Below are 19,881 nucleotides of genomic sequence, written 5' to 3'. Positions count from 1 at the left end.
GGCCGACAGACGAGGGATACCGTATGGCACTTGCCAAGAGAATCATTCCCTGCCTCGACGTGGACAATGGCCGCGTGGTGAAGGGCGTCAAATTCGAAAATATCCGTGACGCCGGAGATCCGGTAGAGATTGCCCGTCGTTACAACGAGCAGGGCGCAGATGAAATCACCTTTCTGGATATCACCGCCAGCCACCAAGGCCGCGATACCACCCTGCATACGGTCGAACGTATGGCGAGTCAGGTGTTCATTCCGCTGACCGTGGGCGGTGGCGTTCGTACCGTGCAGGATATTCGTAACCTGCTCAACGCGGGTGCAGACAAGGTCTCGATCAATACTGCAGCAGTCTTTACGCCCGAGTTCGTCGGAGAAGCCGCAGACCGTTTTGGCTCGCAATGCATCGTTGTCGCCATCGATGCCAAGAAGGTCTCGGCACCGGGCGAAACGCCGCGCTGGGAGATCTTTACCCACGGTGGCCGTAAGCCGACCGGGCTGGACGCCGTTGCCTGGGCACGCAAGATGGAGGACTTGGGAGCGGGTGAAATCCTGCTGACCAGCATGGATCAGGACGGCACCAAGAGCGGGTTCGACCTCGGAGTGACACGTGCCATCAGTGAGGCCATCAATATTCCTGTTATCGCATCAGGTGGTGTCGGTAATCTTGAGCACCTGGCTGCCGGTATTCTGGAAGGCAAGGCCTCGGCGGTATTGGCTGCCAGCATTTTCCATTTTGGAGAATACAGCGTGCCTCAAGCCAAGGCCTATATGGCTGAACGGGGTATTGTGGTCCGATAAATAGAGATTTGCGTCACGCTTGGCACGCTTCCTGTTAAAGAAATTGCCCAAAACAAAGCAGGAGGCGTGTCCATGTTCAACGTTGTCATGGCGTTTTGGGTCAGTGTATTGATGGTGAGTGCTGGGGCCGCCCAGGCAGCCAGTGCCAACAATCGTATTGATCTGCTGACAGAAAATTTTCCCCCTTACAACATGTCGGTCGATGGCAAGAACTTCGCACAGGAGGAAAGCCTGAGCGGAATAGCCGTGGATATCGTCCGGGAAGCCTGTAAGCGGGCCGGGGTTGCTTACTCGATGACGCTCCGCTTTCCCTGGGAGCGTATCTACAAGACCGCGCTGGAGCAGCCTGGCTACGGTGTTTTCGTGACGGCTCGTCTCCCCGAACGGGAAGATTCTTTCAAGTGGGTGGGGCCGATAGGACCTGATGACTGGATTCTGCTTGCCCGTGCGGACTCATCGCTAAAAATTGGCAGCCTGGATGACGTAAAGCGTCAGGGTTTGCGCATTGGCGCCTATAAAGGTGACGCGATCGCCGAAAGTTTAGTGAAGCAAGGCATAAACCTAGACCTCTCACTGCGGGATCAGGAAAACGTTCAAAAACTTCAGGCAGGGCAGATTGACGTCTGGGCCACCGGCGATCCGGCGGGCCGTTATCTGGCGCGTCAACAAGGGGTTACTGACTTCAAGACCGTTCTGCGGTTTAACGAAAGCCAGCTCTTTTTAGCCTTGAACAAGCAGACACCTGACAATGTGGTGCAAAAACTGCAAAACGCACTGGAGCAGATGCGCAAGGATGGTGAAGTCCAGCGCATCCTGGAGCATTACCTTTAAATAAGCATTCGATTGTGCCTTTGCCGGTGGCACAGCAGTTATAAGAAACAAGGAGCTGAAGTGATGTCCAAGTCGATATTGCGTGTGGTGATGTTGGGGTTGTTATTGGGAGCAGGCGCAGCAAAGGCTGCGGTCTCCGATAATTACTCGATGGTCCTGCTGACTGAGAATTTCCCGCCATTCAATATGGCTGTCGACGAAAAGAATTTCGCCAAGGATGACGGGATTGACGGCATCAGCACGGATATTGTCCGTGAAATGTTCAAGCGTGCCGGAGTCAACTATTCCCTTTCTCTGCGTTTCCCCTGGGACAGGCTTTATAACCTGGCGCTGGAAAACCCTAATTACGCGCTGTTCTCCACGTCCCGCACACCTGCCCGCGAGTCGCAGTTCAAATGGGTAGGGCCCCTGGGCAAGACGCGTAAGGTGTTAATGTCGACTAACGCCAGCAATATCAAGTTGACCAACCTGGAAGGCGCGAACAAGTACAAGATCGGTACTTACAAAAGCTCGGCGGTCAGCCAGATCCTGGCTGACAAGAAGATTCCGTTTACCGAGTCCCTTCGCGACCAGGAAAACGTCGGCAAGCTGGAGAGGGGCGAAATCGACTTCTGGGCAACGACCGATGTTGTGGCTCGGTATCTGGCCAAACAGGAAGGGGTGTCCAATCTGCAAACCGCGTTGGTCATCGATGAGGCAGACCTATACCTGGCGGTCAACAAGGATACGCCGGATGATGTAGTTGCCAAGCTGCAGAAGACGCTGGATGAGATGCGCAAGGAAGGCATAGTCGATCAGATTACCAATAACTACCTGTGACCCTTCAGGGGCCCTGTAGCAAAACCGGAGCCTGGGCTCCGGTTTTTTGTTTCAGCGGTACACACCATTCTTGCCATGACCGGCCATGGCTTTATTGCTGCGTAGAGCAATCATCTGCTCGACATCGATAATCTCGATGCCATTAGCGATCAAAGTGGGCAGCTCTCGCTCCAGAACGCTTAGCGTGGCTGGACGAGGATGACCAATCAGAACGGCCGTGCCTTGCTTGCGTGCCAGCCTGACGCCTTCCTGCAATTGCGCTGCGATTGCATCAGCTTGGTTTACATTGTCCAGGAACACATCGCGGGAAAGGCTCGCCAGCCCAATCCTCTGAGCTTCGGCGGCTGCAACCGTGGCTGCACTGGTACGGCTATCGAGGAAAAATAGCGATTTGGCCTGCAGGGTTTGCATGAGCTGACTCATGGCCGGACGATCAGCCGTCATCCGACTACCTTCATGGTTGTTGACCCCGCTGACATAGGGGACAGTCGCCAGGGCGTTTTCGAGGCGCTTAAGGCGCTCCTCACCGGAAAGCTCGGGATGCCAGGCGAAGGGGCCGCCCGCGGGATCCATAGGCAGATGCAGAATGACCGTACGGCCTGCCTTATGGGCTTCGCGAGCCAATGTCGCGCCGAAGGATGTGCCCGGCATGATGGCCAGGGTCACCGGCCCGGGCAGACCAAGAACGCGACGATCCTGGGAGAGGTTCTGTCCCAGGTCATCGATTACGATGCTCAGGCGTGGTGGCTCAGCCGCAGCGGCTCCAGCTGCCAGAGCGAGCAGCAGGAGCGAGCCAATCCAACGCCTGATCACTGATTGCGCGTGATGCTCAGCCCTTTCAGGAGGCTGAGGGCTTGGGACAGCTGGAAGTCATCATCTTGCGGGCGGGGCGTCTGGTTAGGCGCCTTGCTTCCGGTAGGACGATCCGGGCCGCCGTTGGCATTACCCAAGTGACCGGCCAGATCAGCTTCTTTGAAGAACTCAGGATTGTCTTCCGGGGTGACCTTGGCGGGTGCGACCGCCACATCAGGGGTGATGCCCTGCGCTTGAATGGATCGGCCCTTGGGTGTGAAGTACAGCGCTGTGGTCAATTTGAGTGCGCGGTCGTTGTTAAGCGGCAGAACTGTTTGCACCGAGCCTTTACCGAACGTATCCGTACCCATCAGGATTCCGCGCTTGGAATCCTGCAGCGCGCCCGCCACGATTTCCGCCGCCGACGCGCTGCCACCATTGATGAGGACGACCAGCGGAACACCTTCGCTGGGGTCAGCCGCGTCGGCCGAGAAGCTCAGCTCGGAGTTCTGGATGCGACCCTTTGTATAGACGATCAGCCCCTTGGTCATAAAGGCATCCGCAACCTCGACAGCGGCCTGCAAAACGCCGCCGGGGTTATTTCGCAGGTCGAGCACTAGGCCGTTGAGCTTATTGCCCTTGTTCTCTTTGCGAAGCTGCTGGAAGGCCTTTGTTACTTCATCGCCCGTGTTTACCTGGAACTGCGAAATGCGCAGCAGGCCATAGTTAGGCTCCAGCAGTTGCGCCTTGACGCTCTTGACCTTGATGACGGCCCGGTTGAGTTTGACATCGAAGGGGCGGCCACCGCCGCGTACGATAGTCAGGGTAATCGGACTGCCGATCTTGCCGCGCATCTTGTCTACGGACTGGCTGATGGACTGACCCTTGGTGGGCTGGCCATCGATCTTGACGATCAGGTCTCCCGGCTGGATACCGGCCTTGGCAGCCGGCGTGTCATCAATAGGGGAGACCACTTTTACGAAACCGTCCTCCTGACCCACTTCGATCCCCAGACCACCAAATTCGCCGCTGGTGGTTTCCTGAAGCTCAGCAAAATCCTTGGGTTCAAGGTATGCCGAATGCGGGTCCAGGTTGCTCAGCATGCCCTTGATGGCGTTTTCGAGCAGAGTCTTGTCATCCACCGGCTCGACATAGGCTGCCTTGATGCGGTCCATCACCTCAGCGAACGTACGCAGCTCTTCGAGTGGAAGCGGCGCGTTGTTGATGGGCGCTGCTGCCCCTTCGACCGGGGTCACCGCGGCGGGCACTTCTCCTGGCGTCTGTTGCTGGGCCCAGGCGGTTGAAACGCCACTCAGCCCTATCAGCGAGAAAGCCAAGGCGGTGAGACGAAAGCAATGCGGCATGCGTAGCTCCTAATGTGTCCGGCACTAACCCTGGGCACGGCACCAGGTAAGCGGATCCGACGGACGACCCTTCTGACGTATGGCGAAATAGAGGGCAGGGGTGTCCTGACCTCCGCTGGTCCCGACGGTTGCAATCGCATCGCCCGCCTTGACCTGATCACCTGCACTCTTTAACAAGCTTTGATTATGCCCGTATAAACTGAGATAGCCGTTGCCGTGATCAATGATCACCAGCTGTCCGGCCCCTCGTAACCAGTCGGCAAACACTACCCGGCCCGCATGAATAGCGTGTACCTGGGTGCCTGCGCTGGCTGAAATCAGTACACCATCCCATTTGGCGCGCGGGTCATCGCCACGCGGACTGCCAAAGCGTGCCAGCAGGCGACCGTTCACAGGCCAAGGCAGCTTGCCTTGTGCGCTGGCAAACGGACCGCCAAAGCCTGGTGCAGAACTAGACACCGCAAGGCCCGGTGTGTTCGTTGGCCGTGTCGTTTTGCTGCTTGCGCGACTACGCTCTTCCGCTTCCCGCGCCTGTGCCAGTGCACGCTGGCGAGCCTGCTCAGCCTCACGAGCCTGGCGGGCCAGTGTCTCTTCAATGGTTTTCAGGACCTTGCCGAGTTCAGCCTGATCCTGCTCACGCGATTGCAGCGCACGGTTGCGGTCGGAGTAGTTGCTGTTCAGCTTGGCCAGGGTCTCCTGGCGTGCCTTGCGGACTTCGGCCAGCTTGTCCTGCCGCTCCTGCAAAGCGGCTTGCTGAGCGGTCAGCTGCGATTGCTCGTTACGAATGTCACTCTCTACCCCGGCTAGCTGTTTCAGGGTGTCGTTGAATGTCGCGAGTTGGTCGAGGCGGGCCTGATTGACATAGTTATAGTAGGTCAGGGTGCGACTGACCTTTTCCGGTTGTTCCTGATTGAGGAGCAACTTCAGGTATTCCTGACGGCCGCTTTGATAAGCGGCACGAATCTGAATAGCGATCAGTTTTTGTTGCTCAAGGCGTGACTGATCGAGTTTTTTTTTCTGGTCATCCAGCTTCTTCAGCTTTTCCTGACCTTGATCCAACTGATCCTGGAGATCCTTGACCTGCTTTTCCAGGTCGCCCATCTCCGTTTCGGTCGATTTGAGCTGCTTTTGCACGCCGGACTTTTCGGTCTGGATGCCTTGCAAGAGCTTCTGCAGTTCGGCGATGTCACGCTTGGTGGCTTCCAGCTGGCGCTGGGTATCCTCGCGCTGATCGGCCACGGCCGGAGTAAGCAGACATGCAAGAAGAACGAGGGTAAGGGCGCGAAGCATCGAGTAACAAATATCCCATGAGGAAGCGCCCTAGTATGCACGGGGCGGCTAGCAAAAAAAACGGCGAGACGAGCCGTAGATGACTAGGTGCTCTTTTATTGGTTGATGATCAGAAGTACCGCTGAGTCCTCAGAGACGCAACGATACTCCCAATCGGGTAAATGAGCAGGCCGTGATATTTAATTCACGGTAATGATCGTACGACCGGTCATCTCCTTGGGTTGCTCCATACCCATAAGCGTCAGCAAGGTGGGCGCTACATCGGCCAGTACACCGCCTTCACGAATGTGAACGGAGCGCTTGCCTACATAGACGAACGGAACCGGCTCGGTGGTATGCGCAGTATGCGCCTGACCCGTGGATTCATCTTCCATCTGCTCGACATTGCCGTGGTCTGCCGTAATGATGGCCTCGCCGCCGACCTTGTCCAGCGCTTCCACAATGCGTCCCATGCAGGCGTCCAGGCATTCCACTGCTTTGACTGCCGCCTCGAATACACCGGTATGGCCCACCATGTCGCCATTGGCATAGTTGGCGATGATGACGTCGTAGCGCTGGTTTTCAATCGCATCGACAATCTTGTCGGTCACTTCCGGGGCGCTCATTTCAGGCTGCATGTCATAGGTGGCAACCTTGGGGGAGGGGATCAGGATACGTTCCTCGCTCTCGAAGGGTTCTTCCCGACCGCCCGAGAAAAAGAACGTGACGTGCGCATATTTCTCGGTTTCGGCAATCCGCAGCTGAGTCTTGCCGTTCTTGGCCAGGTATTCACCCAAGACATTGTTCAGGCTTTCCGGGGCAAAGGCACTGGGTGCAGGAATGCTGGCAGCATATTGGGTCAGCATGACATAGCCTGCCAGGTTTAGCGTCCGGGTACGGGGGAATTCCTTGAAGTCCGGCTCGACAAACGCACGGGACAGTTCACGGGCGCGGTCAGCACGGAAGTTCATGAAGACCACGGCGTCACCGTCTTCCACCTTGACGGGAGTCCCGACGGTCGTTGCCTTGACGAATTCATCGCTCTCGCCGCGCTCGTACGCTGCGTTGAGGCCTTCGGTGGCCGTTGCCGCATGGTATTCCGCGGTGCCGTCCGTAATGAGGTTATACGCAGCGGATACGCGGTCCCAGCGATTGTCGCGGTCCATGGAGAAATAGCGGCCAATCAGCGACACGATACGACCTTTGCCCAGGCGGGCAAACGTGGCGTCTAGCAGGTCGATCGAGCTTTGCGCGCTCCTGGGCGGTGTATCGCGACCGTCGAGGAAGGCGTGCAGGTAGATCTTCTCGGCGCCACGCTTGGCCGCCAGCTCTGCCATGGCAACCAGATGGTCCTGGTGGCTATGGACGCCGCCATCGGACATCAGGCCCAGGATATGGACGGCCTTGCCTGCGCCGACTGCCTTGTCGACGGCTTCGCCAATGACCGGATTCTCGAAGAACTCGCCATCGCGGATGGCCTTGGTGATACGGGTGAAATCCTGATACACCACACGGCCGGCTCCCAGGTTCATGTGTCCTACCTCGGAGTTGCCCATCTGGCCGTCAGGCAGGCCCACATCCATGCCGGAGCCGGAGATCAGACCATGGGGCTGTGTCGCCAGCAGGCGATCCCAGACCGGCTTTTTTGCCGCGTAAATGGCATTGTGCTTGGTTTCCTCGCTGTGGCCAAAGCCGTCGAGGATGATCAGGACCAGAGGTTTGGGTGTGAATGCCATGATTTCGGACTCTTGTTAGCGCTGTTTCGAAAGGCAACGGTTATCTGAAGTGTAACTGCCAAACGCCTAGCGACGCCACGCATGCAGGGTATGGTGCATGAGGTCGCGTGTGTATACTGGCCAGCATTTTTTGACTCCGGATACTTCGTGCCATGCAATTCGTTTCCCGGCTGATCGAGTTCGCCACTCACCATTACTTGCTTGTTGGCGCCTTGTTGGTGCTCTTGATCCTTCTGCTGATACACGAGACACGTCGTAGCGGGCGCAGCCTGTCAACGGCGGAGCTGACCAAGCTTCTCAATACAGAGCAGGGCATTGTGCTGGACATTCGTCCGAAGAAGGAGTTCGCTACCGGTCATATCGTCGGGGCAGTGAACATTCCTCAGGACAAACTGGCCAGCAGCCTGTCCCAACTGGAGAAGCACAAGGATAAGACCCTTATCGTTGTCGACAGCAATGGTCAGCAGGCCGGCGCTGCCTGCACGCCGCTACAACAGGCCGGATTCACTACGGCCCGGTTGACGGGAGGTCTCTCTACCTGGCGTGGGGAAAACCTGCCGCTCGTGAAAAACTAATTGTCGGACAGGAGGTACTCTCATGCCTGAAGTCATCATCTACACCAGTGCCTGGTGTCCTTACTGCCATCGAGCCAAGCACCTGCTCGACAGTAAAGGTGTGAAGTACCAAGAAATTGCCGTCGATGGCCAGCCTGCAGTGCGCAGTGAAATGACACGCAAGGCCGGCCGGACCAGTGTTCCGCAGATCTGGATTGGCGAAACCCATGTGGGTGGCTGCGACGATCTGTATGCGCTCGAGCGCTCAGGCCGTCTCGACCCGCTCCTCTCTGCCTGAATTAACCGATAAACAATAAGGTTCTGTCATGACTGATAACCTAAACGGAGCGCAGCAGACTGAAGAAGGCGCTCAGTTCTCCCTGCAACGTATCTATATTCGCGACCTGTCTTTCGAGGCGCCCAAGAGCCCGGACATCTTCCGTCAGGACTGGCAGCCAAACGTCAACCTGGATCTATCCACCCGCCAGAAGGCGCTGAACGAAGATTTCTACGAAGTCGTCCTCACGCTGACCGTAACGGTGAAGAACGGTGAAGACACCGCTTTTGTTGCTGAAGTACAACAGGCCGGTATCTTCCTGATTAAGGGTCTGGATGCCTCTTCTATGAGTCATGCGCTGGGCGCCTTCTGCCCGAACATCCTGTTCCCTTATGCACGTGAAACACTGGACAGCATGGTCGTGCGTGGTTCCTTCCCGGCGCTGATGCTGTCGCCGGTGAACTTCGATGCGCTGTACGCTCAAGAGCTGTCGCGCATGCAGACTGCAGGTCAGGCCTGATCTACGCTGTAGAAAAAACGCCCTTCGGGGCGTTTTTTTATGCCGCAGTGATTTATTCCGGCATGAAAAAGCCCAGCTGGCGCCAGCCTTCGTAAACGGTAATGGCTACCGCGTTGGAGAGATTGAGGCTGCGACGATCCGGTAGCATGGGCAGGCGTAGCAGGTGCTCGTGGGGAAGGGCATCACGCACCTCGGCTGGCAGCCCGCGGCTCTCGGGACCAAACAGCAGGGCATCGCCTACTTCATAGCGGACATCGGCATAGGACTGTGTAGCCTTGGTAGAAAAGGCCATCAGCCGACGGGGTTGTAAATCTGCTATACAAGCTGACAGCGATGCGTGACACCGCACGGTCGACCACTCATGGTAGTCCAACCCGGCGCGACGCAGCTTTTTGTCGTCAAGCGCAAAGCCAAGTGGCTCGATCAGATGCAGACGGCAGCCGGTAACGGCACACAAGCGAATGATATTGCCCGTATTGGGCGGAATTTCCGGCTCGAACAAAATGACGTCAAACATGGTAGCTAACACAGGAATAAAGAGCGGTATGGTAACGCCACCCGGCGACAATGGCTGCTGCTTCGTACGGTGGATATGGGCTGGTTGCGGAACGATGGCATGTTGAGACGTCTGTTTCATGCCGTACGCCGTCTGTTTCTCGAGGTACGCGAAGCCAAGGCTGCTCGTGAAAGAGAACTCCAACGGGTGGATGACCCTGAAGAGCTACGCCGTGAGCTACAGACTCGCAATCGCCGCCTCCTAGTGTGGTTGGGCGCCATGTCACTGGGCGGGCTGCTGTTCGGGCTGATGGTCGGCCGGATCTATCACGGCGATGTAGGGCCTCGGCAGCCAATCGTTCCTCAGGTACGCGTGGCTCAGGCTGCAGAATACGTTGACGAAGGCTCTGGGAGGCCTATGTATCGTCTGGTGCTGTCCCTGAACAAGGCCCTTCAGTATGAGCGCTATCGCCCAGACGGTGCGTTGAATCTGCGTTTGCCCAACATAAGTTTGGTAGGCGGCAATCAAAGTGCTCAGGTAAAAACAAAAGAGTCACGCAGCTTTTCCTGGTCAGTCATTCAGCAGGGCAAGGACGTCAACGTGCTTGTAGTTGGACTAGGAGGAGCCCTGGCTACTCAGGACCACTTGGACAAAAAGGAAGGCGACCACTGGGAGTTGGTCATTGAGGTTCCACTGATCTCAGCTGGCCAGTAAACGTGCGCACAATTAAGGCAAATTTCAATTGCTGCACATTTTTGGTGCAAGCCTTGAATGCTAAACATTATTCTTCTTTTATGGTGCTGTGTTCCTTGTAAAGCCAGTGCAATTGAAGGGTTTCAGCTTTGTATCTGTAACCCATTGATTTTAAAGGCCTGAAAAGTAGCCTTTTATCTCAGAACAAAAAAAGACCACCCGAAGGTGGTCTTGAAATAAAAAGGGGATTCCCCAGCCTGCCTGTACCGAGGTCCCCAAAAAGGTTGGTTACCAAGTACATAGCAGGCGGCGTGCCAACTTTTCATAATTTTCTGAACAAAAAGTTCAGGCATAAAAAAGCGCCGTTTAAGGCGCCTTTTAGCCTACAGGGCTTAGTCTTCACCCTCTTCATCGGGGCCATCGACTTTCATGCCCAGCTCTTTGATCTTCCGGGTCAGCGTGTTGCGTCCCCAGCCCAGGAGAACCGCGGCATCACGACGGCGGCCGGCGGTATGCTTGAGCGCGGTCTCGATCATGATTCGCTCAAAAGCAGGCACGGCACTGTCTAGAAGGCTTGACTGTCCACGAGTCAATGCCTGATCCGCCCAGTGACGCAAGGCTTGTTCCCAGTTGGCGGCGGGTTGCGCATCCTGCGGCTGGCTAAGGAGTTCCGGCGGCAGGTCATCGATCAGTACCTCCCGGCTGGACGCCATCACCGTGATCCAGCGACAGGTATTTTCCAGTTGCCGGACGTTACCTTGCCAGGACAGGCCCTTCATGTACTCCTCGGTTTCCGGTCTTAGCGTCTTGGGTTCTACCGTCAGCTCTTGCGCCGCTCGTGCCAGGAAATGCCGGGCCAGCGCCGGAATATCCTCCCGGCGATCAGCCAGGCGAGGGATGTGGATACGAATCACGTTGAGGCGATGAAACAAGTCCTCGCGAAACTTGCCATCCCGGACCAGACCCTCCAGGTTCTGGTGGGTTGCGGCAATGATGCGGACATCCACCTTGACTGGGGTATGGCCCCCTACGCGATAGAACTCACCATCGGCCAAGACCCGCAGCAGGCGCGTCTGGGTATCAGCTGGCATGTCTCCGATTTCATCAAGAAACAAGGTTCCGCCATCGGCCTGCTCGAAACGGCCTCGACGCTGGTTGGCCGCGCCTGTGAAGGCCCCTTTTTCGTGGCCGAACAGCTCGGACTCCATCAAGTCCTTGGGAATGGCGGCCATGTTCAGCGCAATGAAAGGCGCAGCCGCACGCGGGCTGTGGCGGTGCAGGGCATGGGCAACCAGCTCTTTACCTGTGCCCGACTCGCCATTGATCAGAACCGTAATGTTGGAATGGGAGAGCCGGCCGATGGCGCGAAACACCTCCTGCATTGCCGGCGCTTCACCAATGATTTCCGGTGTTCGCGTCAGGTGAGCGGGCTCCTCGAATCCCTGCTGTTCCTGGGCATGCTGGCCGGCGCGCTTGACCAACGCGACGGCCTCATCGACGTCGAACGGCTTGGGCAGGTATTCAAACGCGCCCCCTTGATAGGAGGCGACAGCGCTGTCGAGATCCGAATGTGCCGTCATGATGATCACAGGCAGACGAGGGTGAACCTCCCGAATGCGAGACAACAAATCCAGGCCACTGGCGCCAGGCATGCGAATATCGGAAATGATGACATCCGGCTGCTGGCGGCCGAGCCGATTCATGACGCTGTCCGCATTCTCAAAGGCAACGGTCGTCATGCCTTCCTGCTGAAGGGCCTTTTCTAGTACCCAGCGAATGGAACGGTCGTCGTCGACGATCCAGACGGTCTCCGAACGGCTCATAAAGGCTCCTTATCCAACGGCAGGAAAATACTGAAGGCAGTGTGTCCAGGTTGACTCAGGCACTCGATAAGGCCTTGGTGCTGAGAAATGATGTTTTGCGTGATGGCCAAGCCCAGACCGGTCCCGTCTGGGCGACCGCTGACCATCGGATAGAAGATGGTTTCCTGCATGTCGGCAGGAATACCTGGGCCGTTATCGATGATTTCGACCTTGCACACCAACCGATGGCGAACATGGGCAATAGTGAACTGGCGGAGCGCACGCGTCCGCAGCGTGATACGCCCCAGGCGCAGCTCATTATGTTCGGAAATGGCCTGCATGGCGTTTCGCACAATATTGAGGACCGCCTGGATCAATTGCTCCTTGTCGATAAGGAGGTCCGGGATGCTCGGGTCGTAATCGCGTACCAGGGAGATACCACCCTGGCTTTCAGCATCCACCAGACTGCAAACACGCTCCAGCACCTCATGAATATTGGTACGTGCCAGTTTGGGCAGCTTGTTGGAGCCGAGCATGCGATCCACCAGGTTGCGCAGGCGGTCAGACTCCTCAATGATGACGTTCGTGTAATCTTTCAGGGACTCGTCCGGTAACTCCCGAGAGAGGAGTTGCGCAGCGCCACGGATGCCCCCTAGGGGATTCTTGATCTCATGGGCAAGCCCGCGAACCAGCAGTTTGGTCGTTTCCTGCTTGGAAAGCTGGGCTTCCTCTTTGGTAATTCGCAGGAGACGATCCCTGGGATGCACTTCCAGCAACAGGTAGGTCGTAGAAGGGCTGAGCACAGGCGTAACAGCATAATCCACCGTCAGGTTGTTGCCTGTAGTGGACACCAGCAGTGCTTCACGCTTGGTAAACGGGTGCGAGTGCTCCACTGCCTGACGAAGGGCTTGGAGCGCTTCCGGCGACTCGGTGAACAATTCACTGATGAATTGACCGTGGCTACGCTGACCGCTGACGGCCAACAGCATTTCAGCTGCCGGATTCATGTACTCAAGGCGCAGCTCGGCGTTGAGCAGAATGACTGCCGTCGTAAGGTTATCCAGCAGCAGACGATGCATCATTTCCGTAGGCATGGCGAATCAGCTTTGATGTGACGACCCATGAAAATGCAAGAAACAAACCAAGCTACGTAAATAGGCTGCCCTGTGTTAGGGCAAGCCCATAACCTGTGCACTGCACGTAGCCTTAAGCTGTTTTCTAGCTAATCAGGATGTCTCGTTTTGGTGCGACCTACAGTATTGCACTGATATGGTGCATAAGGGGCTGGCGCTTTATTCTTCTTCGGGTTTTTCAGAAAGCGGACATTCGGGACGAATACCCCACTCACCGTCCTTGCAGGGGTTGGCCAGACGCCGCTGAGACAGCGACATGCGCTTCATATGGAAAGGTTGGCTAGGCGTACGCTCGACCACGACGCCGCCTTCCGTAACGATCTCCACCGCGATCTGATGCGTGCCCCGATCCAGGTTTTCAAGTGGAAATACCGGACTGCGCCCAGGGGCTCCTGCGGGTTGGCCATCCAGAATCAGCCGGTAGAAATGAGTAGGCATCAGTTCTGGATCGCTGGTGGCTGTTACGATCAGCTCACCGGCATTGCTCCGAATCGTAGCGTCCGGCTCCGGTACAAGAATGCGCAGCATCTGGTAGGACGCGATCTGAGCCGGTGGCGGTGGGGCGGATGGCTGCACCGGTTTACGAATATCCGGATTAGAGGGTGACAGCTTGATCGTACGTGGTGCAGCAGGCGACGGCATGCTGTTGGAAGGCTGAATCGTAACAGGGTTGGCCTTGATGCCCTTTGGAGGGCTATCTGTGAAGATGCGGTTACCTTCGGCATCGGTGTAGGTGTACACGGCTGCAAAGGTCGGCTGCGTCAGGAAGAGTAGTACAAGCAGATAAATGAAGCGCATCGGTAAGGATCAACGACTCGGACTGTTGAGGCTGATGCGTTGCACCGTGATCTCAACGGGCTCGCTCTGTTGTACGACACGTGTACCTTCGACCACCTCTATGGCCAGGCTGTGTGTGCCACGGTCTATGTTAGTCAGATGAAAAAAAGGTGCTCGGGTCGGCTCACCATAAGGTTGCCCATCCACCAGCAGGCGAAGTTCATGGCCGGGCGATAGGGCAGGCGTTATGGTCGCGCTAATGGAAAAAGTGCCATTGTTCGCTCGTAGCGCTTCATCGTCAGGCGCATCCAGGCGCAGGGTTTGATAGGGCTGACTCGTGGCTGCGCCCGTGTCGGGCGGGGACGGAGAGGGCGCGGTCGACGCCGGCGTCTCGGCTTTCACGGTGTTGGGGCGCTGCAGTTCGACCCGTTCGGCAGGCGCGTTCGCTGGCGGCTGGTCGCTGAAGACTGTTTGGCCGTTCGGGCCTACCGAGCGATAGATTTCGGCGTGAACAGGCAAGGTCATGGCAAACACTAGGCTGGCGAACAGCAGGCGCATATCTGTTCCTAGGGTGACACTGGCGTCACATAGAGAAAGAGGTAAGTCATAAGCGTTGCACTGACAGGCCCTTATGACAAGCGCCCATAAGCAAAAGGCCTCCCGAAGGAGGCCTCTGCTGTACAACCGGTGGCTTAGACGCTGTAGTACAGGTCGTATTCCAGCGGGTGAACGAAGGTGCGAACCTTGATCTCTTCTTCGCTCTTGAGCTCGATATAGGTATCGATGAACTCATCAGTGAAGACGCCACCCTTGGTCAGGAACGCGCGGTCAGCGTCCAGGGACTCCAGTGCTTCCTTCAGGCTGCCACATACCTGCGGGATCTGCTTGGCCTCTTCTGGCGGCAGGTCGTACAGGTTCTTGTCGGCAGCATCGCCAGGGTGAATCTTGTTCTGGATACCATCCAGACCCGCCATCAGCAGTGCAGCGAAGCACAGGTAAGGGTTGGCCGCCGGGTCCGGGAAGCGCGCTTCGATACGGCGGGCTTTCGGGCTGGAAACGTAGGGGATACGGATCGAGGCGGAACGGTTGCGAGCCGAGTAGGCCAACATGACCGGTGCTTCAAAGCCGGGAACCAGACGCTTATAGGAGTTGGTGGACGGGTTGGTAAAGCCATTCAGAGCCTTGCCATGCTTGATGATGCCGCCGATGAAGTACAGGGCAGTATCGGACAGGCCGGCATAGCCTTCGCCTGCGAACGTGTTCTTGCCTTCCTTGGAGATAGACATGTGAACGTGCATGCCCGAGCCGTTATCGCCATACAGCGGCTTCGGCATGAAGGTTACGGTCTTGCCGTAGGCATCAGCGACGTTGTGTACGCAGTACTTCAGCGTCTGGACTTCGTCCGCCTTGGCTACCAGCGTGTTGAACTTCACGCCGATCTCGTTCTGGCCGGCAGTCGCCACTTCATGGTGGTGAACTTCAACAACCAGACCCATTTCTTCCAGCGCATTACACATGGCCGTACGGATTTCGTGGTCGTGGTCGACCGGCGGAACCGGGAAGTAACCGCCCTTGACGCCCGGACGGTGACCCTTGTTGCCGCTTTCGAAATCAGCGTCAGTGTTCCAGGATGCTTGTTCGGAAAAGATCTTGAACATGGAGCCGGAGATGTCAGACTTGAACTTCACTTCGTCGAAGATGAAGAACTCGGGCTCTGGACCTACGAATACAGTGTCACCGATACCGGTGGACTTCAGATACTCTTCGGCAGCCTTGGCAATAGCACGGGGATCGCGCTCATAAGGCTGCATGGTGGACGGTTCGATGATGTCGCAGACCAGGATCACGGTCGGCTCTTCAGTGAACGGATCCAGCACGGCGGTGCTGTCGTCCGGCATCAGGATCATGTCGGAAGCTTCGATACCTTTCCAGCCAGCAATGGAGGAGCCGTCGAACATTTTGCCGTGTTCGAAGAAGTCTTCATCGAGGGCGTCGCGAGCGGGCATAGTAACGTGCTGCTGCTTTCCCTTGGTGTCCGTGAAGCGCAGGTCTATCCACTTCACGTCGTTTTCTTTGATCAGTTGAACCGCCTTCGACATGTTTTCCTCCAGAGGGATTGAGGCTGGGAGCGGTTGGCGTAACTCCCAGGATCAGGTGTACCCGTAGCAAGGGCACTTCTGAAAACGGTTGCGCTTTCAGAAGAGCCCTATCCTCGCCTAAGGGCTACTGCCTCACAAGGGAGCAAGTAGCGTGCCAGTGCCCTGTAATGGACAGGGCCGCACTAACACTAGGCCTTGGCCGTTAATAGTGCCTTTGGAATAGACCACTGAGCACCAAAAGCGTGCTTTATATTTTTTATAGCACCAAATTGGTGCTTTTATGTATTTAGACCAATGGAAGTCAGAACTTTCAGTTTGAGCTATACTTGTCGACCTTTTCTCGTCGTTTCCGCTCTTCTTTAAAATTTCATGAAGCTCATCGTCAAAGTCTTTCCGGAAATCACTATCAAAAGTCGTCCGGTGCGCAAGCGTTTCATTCGCCAGCTGGCGAAGAATATCCGGGTGGTCTTGAGGGATCTGGACCCGAACCTGACGGTGGAGGGTGAGTGGGATAACCTGGAAGTCGAAACACAGCAGACCGAGCCGAAGGTTCTGCGCGAGATGATCGAGCGCCTGACCTGCACGCCAGGGATCGGTCATTTCCTGGAGGTCCATGAATACCCGCTGGGCGACTTCGAAGATATTCTCGACAAATGCATCCAGCATTTCGGTGAGCGCATTCGCGGCAAGGTATTCTCCTTGCGCTGCAAGCGGGCCGGCAAACATGATTTCAGCTCCATGGACATAGAGCGCTACGTCGGGGGCGGACTGCGCCAGCGCTGTGGCGGTGCGGGGATTTCCCTCAAGGATCCCGAGGTGCTTGCACGCATCGAGATCCGCCATGACCGCCTGTTCGTGATTGATCGGCAGCACGACGGTCTGGGAGGGTATCCACTGGGTGCTCTCGAACAGGTGCTGGTGCTCATGTCCGGTGGTTACGACTCAACCGTTGCCGCCTACCAAATGATGCGTCGCGGCCTGGTCAGTCATTTCTGCTTCTTCAATCTGGGTGGGCGTGCTCATGAATTGGGCGTTATGGAGGTTGCCCATTATCTGTGGGAGAAATTCGGCCGTTCCCAGCGCGTGCTGTTTATCAGCGTGCCGTTCGAAGAGGTGGTCGGCGAGATCCTGACCAAGGTGGATGACAGCCAGATGGGCGTCATCCTCAAGCGCATGATGCTGCGCGCAGCCAGCCGCATGGCTGAGCGCCTGGACATCGATGCGCTGGTCACGGGCGAGGCGATCTCGCAGGTTTCCAGCCAGACCCTGCCCAACCTGGCCGTAATCGACCGTGTCACCGATACGCTGGTGCTGCGTCCACTGCTGGCCAGTCACAAGCAGGACATCATCGACACGGCCGAACAGATCGGCACGGCGGCATTTGCCAAGCACATGCCGGAGTACTGCGGCGTGATTTCGGTGAACCCGACGACCAAGGCCAAGGGCTACCGTATCGAGCACGAAGAAACCAAATTCGACATGACCATCCTGGACGCAGCCCTTGAGCGCGCTACGATGATGACAGTCGACAAGGTGATCGACGAGCTTGGCAAGGATTTGAAGGTTGAGGAAGTCAGCCAGGCGCTGCCTGGTCAGATCGTGCTCGACATTCGTCACCCAGATAGTCAGGAGGATGATCCTCTGGCCGTGGACGGTGTCGAAGTGCAGGCTATGCCATTCTTTGCACTGAACAATCGATTCAAGGAACTGGACGAGAGTCGCCAGTACCTTCTCTACTGTGACAAAGGTGTCATGAGTCGCCTGCATGCTCATCATTTGCTCAATGAGGGGCATGCGAATGTACGTGTTTATCGCCCGGACTAAACAGCCCGGGCTGTTTGGCGGCAGCATTCGCCATCGCCCTCCCGACCGGGGTTGAGGGCAGGCCTGTCGGGCTGCTCGTAGGCGCAGATCTCATTGGCGCCTTTGTTTCTCTGGATTAAATGCCCTTTGGGCTTGAATGAATTTTGCTGAATGTCGTGTCGGGCTTGCTGTGATCAGCCGCTGCGGCCCGGCTCAACTTGATAACGAGACTGAAAAAGTGATCGAGAATCTTCGTAATATCGCCATCATCGCCCACGTTGACCATGGCAAGACCACGCTAGTAGACAAGCTGCTGAAGCTGTCCGGTACGCTGGACCGCAAGGAAGCCGAAGGCGAGCGCGTCATGGACTCCAACGACCAGGAAAGAGAGCGTGGTATTACCATCCTGGCCAAGAACACGGCGATCAAGTGGAACGGCTATAACATCAACATCGTGGATACACCCGGTCACGCTGACTTCGGCGGTGAAGTAGAGCGTGTAATGTCGATGGTTGACTCCGTACTGCTGGTTGTGGACGCGCAAGACGGCCCCATGCCTCAGACCCGTTTCGTGACCCAGAAGGCGTTCAAGGCGGGCCTGCGTCCGATCGTGATCGTGAACAAGATCGACCGTCCGGGCGCGCGTCCAGATTGGGTTATCGACCAGATCTTCGACCTGTTCGACAACCTGGGCGCCACTGATGAGCAGCTGGATTTCCCGATCGTCTACGCCAGCGCCCTGAACGGCATCGCCGGCATGGACTACGAGAAGATGGACGACAATATGGATGCCGTGTTCCAGGCCATCATTGACCACGTACCGGCTCCCCAGGTCGACGTAAACGGCCCGTTCCAGATGCAGATCTCCCAGCTGGACTACAGCAGCTTCCTTGGTGTGATCGGCATTGGCCGTATCGCACGCGGTACCATCAAGGCCAACACTCCGGTAACCGCTATCGGTGCCGATGGCAAGAAGCGTAACGGCCGCATTCTGAAGATCATGGGTCACCACGGTCTGCAGCGTGTCGAGGTTCCTGAGGCGCAGGCCGGTGACATCGTTTGCGTCAGCGGCATGGACGAGCTGTTCATTTCCGATACCCTGTGTGACCAGCAGACCGTCGAGGCGCTGCCTCCGCTGACCGTTGACCAGCCGACCGTTTCGATGACCTTCCAGGTCAATGACTCGCCGTTCGCTGGCAAAGAAGGCAAGTTCGTGACCAGCCGTAACATCAAGGACCGTCTGGACAAGGAGCTGCTGCACAACGTGGCACTGCGTGTTGAGCAGGGCGAATCTCCTGAGAAGTTCAAGGTCTCTGGCCGTGGTGAGCTGCACCTGTCCGTATTGATCGAGAACATGCGCCGTGAAGGCTTCGAACTGGCGGTAGGTCGTCCAGAGGTGGTGATCATCGAGAACGAAAACGGCGAGAAGCAGGAGCCGTACGAGAACGTCACCATCGACATCGAAGAGCAGCACCAGGGTCCCGTGATGGAGCAAATGGGGCTGCGTAAGGGCGATCTGAGCAACATGATCCCTGACGGAAAAGGCCGTGTTCGTCTGGAGTACACCATTCCGGCACGTGGTCTGATCGGCTTCCGTAACAACTTCCTGACTCTGACCTCGGGTACTGGCATCCTTACCTCGACCTTCAGCCACTATGGTCCGATCAAGGCTGGCGAAGTGACTAACCGTCAGAACGGTGTGCTGGTGTCCATGGCTACCGGTACTGCACTGACGTACTCGCTGGAAACTCTGCAGAGCCGCGGCAAGCTGTTCCTCGCGCCTGGCGATGAAATCTATGAAGGCCAGCTGTGCGGTATCAACAGCCGTGACAATGACCTCGTGCTGAACCCCACCAAGGGCAAGAAGCTCGATAACATGCGTGCTTCCGGCAAGGACGAGGTTATCGCCCTGGTTCCGCCAATCAAGTTCACCCTTGAACAGGCCCTGGAATTCATCGCTGAAGATGAGTTGGTTGAAGTAACCCCGAAGTCGATTCGTCTGCGCAAGAAGCTGCTCAACGAAAACGATCGTAAGCGTTACGAGCGCAGCAAGGTGTAATAACCCGACCGCGCGACTGAAAAGCCCACTCGCTGAAAGGCGGGTGGGCTTTTTTATGCCTGG

At 56.8% G+C, this 19,881-nt stretch carries 19 protein-coding genes; 9 read left to right on the top strand and 10 right to left on the bottom strand.

Annotated features, from left to right (window positions below; all coding sequences use genetic code 11):
* Positions 1-23: 23 nt before the first annotated feature.
* The 3 genes from hisF to HMPREF1487_RS08080 all read left to right on the top strand — a co-directional run bounded on the left by hisF (position 24) and on the right by HMPREF1487_RS08080 (position 2,444).
* Positions 24-794, top strand: a complete 771-nt coding sequence (gene hisF / locus HMPREF1487_RS08090) for an imidazole glycerol phosphate synthase subunit HisF (RefSeq protein WP_010796144.1) — start codon at positions 24-26, stop codon at positions 792-794.
* Between the two features lie 111 nt (positions 795-905).
* Entirely contained in the window at positions 906-1,625 is a 720-nt protein-coding gene (locus HMPREF1487_RS08085) for a substrate-binding periplasmic protein (RefSeq protein ID WP_230382179.1), read from the top strand.
* Positions 1,626-1,688: 63 nt separating this feature from the next.
* Positions 1,689-2,444 carry a substrate-binding periplasmic protein gene (locus HMPREF1487_RS08080; RefSeq protein ID WP_010796142.1) on the top strand — a complete coding sequence of 252 codons (756 nt, stop codon included), beginning with the start codon at positions 1,689-1,691 and terminating at the stop codon, positions 2,442-2,444.
* A 51-nt stretch (positions 2,445-2,495) separates the two neighbouring features.
* Here HMPREF1487_RS08080 and HMPREF1487_RS08075 read toward each other — a convergent pair whose 3' ends face one another.
* From HMPREF1487_RS08075 to gpmI, 4 genes are all read right to left on the bottom strand, one after another.
* Complete coding sequence (locus tag HMPREF1487_RS08075; protein ID WP_010796141.1) at positions 2,496-3,257, bottom strand: divergent polysaccharide deacetylase family protein; 762 nt, start codon at positions 3,255-3,257, stop codon at positions 2,496-2,498.
* Positions 3,254-4,600, bottom strand: coding sequence for a S41 family peptidase (locus tag HMPREF1487_RS08070; RefSeq protein WP_010796140.1), 1,347 nt, complete (start codon positions 4,598-4,600; stop codon positions 3,254-3,256). Before HMPREF1487_RS08070 ends, HMPREF1487_RS08075 begins: the two co-directional genes overlap by 4 nt.
* Positions 4,601-4,624: 24 nt before the next feature.
* Entirely contained in the window at positions 4,625-5,890 is a 1,266-nt protein-coding gene (locus HMPREF1487_RS08065) for a murein hydrolase activator EnvC family protein (RefSeq protein ID WP_010796139.1), read from the bottom strand.
* 179 nt (positions 5,891-6,069) lie between these two features.
* The gene (gpmI, locus tag HMPREF1487_RS08060) at positions 6,070-7,605 is read right to left on the bottom strand and encodes a 2,3-bisphosphoglycerate-independent phosphoglycerate mutase (RefSeq protein ID WP_010796138.1); all 1,536 of its coding nucleotides are present in this window, start codon (positions 7,603-7,605) and stop codon (positions 6,070-6,072) included.
* Positions 7,606-7,757: 152 nt separating this feature from the next.
* Here gpmI and HMPREF1487_RS08055 point away from each other — a divergent pair, with 152 nt between their 5' ends.
* Genes HMPREF1487_RS08055 through secB form a run of 3 tightly spaced genes read left to right on the top strand, consistent with a single transcriptional unit; the run spans position 7,758 to position 8,956 of the window.
* On the top strand, positions 7,758-8,180 hold the full coding sequence (locus HMPREF1487_RS08055) for a rhodanese-like domain-containing protein (protein WP_010796137.1): 423 nt from the start codon (positions 7,758-7,760) through the stop codon (positions 8,178-8,180).
* 22 nt (positions 8,181-8,202) lie between these two features.
* Positions 8,203-8,457 (top strand): glutaredoxin 3, encoded by a 255-nt coding sequence (grxC, locus tag HMPREF1487_RS08050; protein ID WP_010796136.1) that lies wholly within the window; start codon positions 8,203-8,205, stop codon positions 8,455-8,457.
* 28 nt (positions 8,458-8,485) lie between these two features.
* Entirely contained in the window at positions 8,486-8,956 is a 471-nt protein-coding gene (gene secB / locus HMPREF1487_RS08045; RefSeq protein ID WP_010796135.1) for a protein-export chaperone SecB, read from the top strand.
* A gap of 52 nt (positions 8,957-9,008) precedes the next feature.
* Here the strand turns inward: secB and HMPREF1487_RS08040 are convergent, their stop codons facing one another.
* Complete coding sequence (locus tag HMPREF1487_RS08040; RefSeq protein ID WP_010796134.1) at positions 9,009-9,473, bottom strand: tRNA (cytidine(34)-2'-O)-methyltransferase; 465 nt, start codon at positions 9,471-9,473, stop codon at positions 9,009-9,011.
* A 99-nt stretch (positions 9,474-9,572) separates the two neighbouring features.
* On the opposite strand from HMPREF1487_RS08040, the gene HMPREF1487_RS08035 reads away from it, so the two are divergent.
* On the top strand, positions 9,573-10,166 hold the full coding sequence (locus tag HMPREF1487_RS08035) for a hypothetical protein (protein WP_010796133.1): 594 nt from the start codon (positions 9,573-9,575) through the stop codon (positions 10,164-10,166).
* Between the two features lie 371 nt (positions 10,167-10,537).
* Here the strand turns inward: HMPREF1487_RS08035 and ntrC are convergent, their stop codons facing one another.
* From ntrC to glnA, 5 genes are all read right to left on the bottom strand, one after another.
* Entirely contained in the window at positions 10,538-11,968 is a 1,431-nt protein-coding gene (gene ntrC / locus HMPREF1487_RS08030; protein WP_010796132.1) for a nitrogen regulation protein NR(I), read from the bottom strand.
* The gene (gene glnL, locus HMPREF1487_RS08025; RefSeq protein ID WP_010796131.1) at positions 11,965-13,041 is read right to left on the bottom strand and encodes a nitrogen regulation protein NR(II); all 1,077 of its coding nucleotides are present in this window, start codon (positions 13,039-13,041) and stop codon (positions 11,965-11,967) included. The genes ntrC and glnL overlap by 4 nt, the downstream gene beginning before the upstream one ends.
* Before the next feature lie 198 nt (positions 13,042-13,239).
* Positions 13,240-13,878, bottom strand: a complete 639-nt coding sequence (locus HMPREF1487_RS08020) for a DUF4124 domain-containing protein (protein WP_010796130.1) — start codon at positions 13,876-13,878, stop codon at positions 13,240-13,242.
* A 9-nt stretch (positions 13,879-13,887) separates the two neighbouring features.
* Positions 13,888-14,415 carry a DUF4124 domain-containing protein gene (locus HMPREF1487_RS08015; RefSeq protein WP_010796129.1) on the bottom strand — a complete coding sequence of 176 codons (528 nt, stop codon included), beginning with the start codon at positions 14,413-14,415 and terminating at the stop codon, positions 13,888-13,890.
* A gap of 134 nt (positions 14,416-14,549) precedes the next feature.
* A complete protein-coding gene (glnA, locus tag HMPREF1487_RS08010) occupies positions 14,550-15,956 on the bottom strand; it encodes a glutamate--ammonia ligase (RefSeq protein WP_010796128.1) in 1,407 nt (468 codons plus the stop codon).
* A 369-nt stretch (positions 15,957-16,325) separates the two neighbouring features.
* Between glnA and thiI the strand changes: the two genes are divergently transcribed.
* Positions 16,326-17,780, top strand: coding sequence for a tRNA uracil 4-sulfurtransferase ThiI (gene thiI, locus HMPREF1487_RS08005; RefSeq protein WP_010796127.1), 1,455 nt, complete (start codon positions 16,326-16,328; stop codon positions 17,778-17,780).
* Between the two features lie 217 nt (positions 17,781-17,997).
* Positions 17,998-19,818, top strand: coding sequence for a translational GTPase TypA (typA, locus tag HMPREF1487_RS08000; protein ID WP_026004159.1), 1,821 nt, complete (start codon positions 17,998-18,000; stop codon positions 19,816-19,818).
* Positions 19,819-19,881: the final 63 nt, after the last annotated feature.

It is taken from the genome of Pseudomonas sp. HPB0071 (assembly GCF_000478505.2).
In the GTDB taxonomy this organism is placed as follows: Bacteria; Pseudomonadota; Gammaproteobacteria; order Pseudomonadales; family Pseudomonadaceae; genus Chryseomonas; species Chryseomonas luteola.
This window is presented reverse-complemented; position numbering and strand designations above follow the sequence as displayed.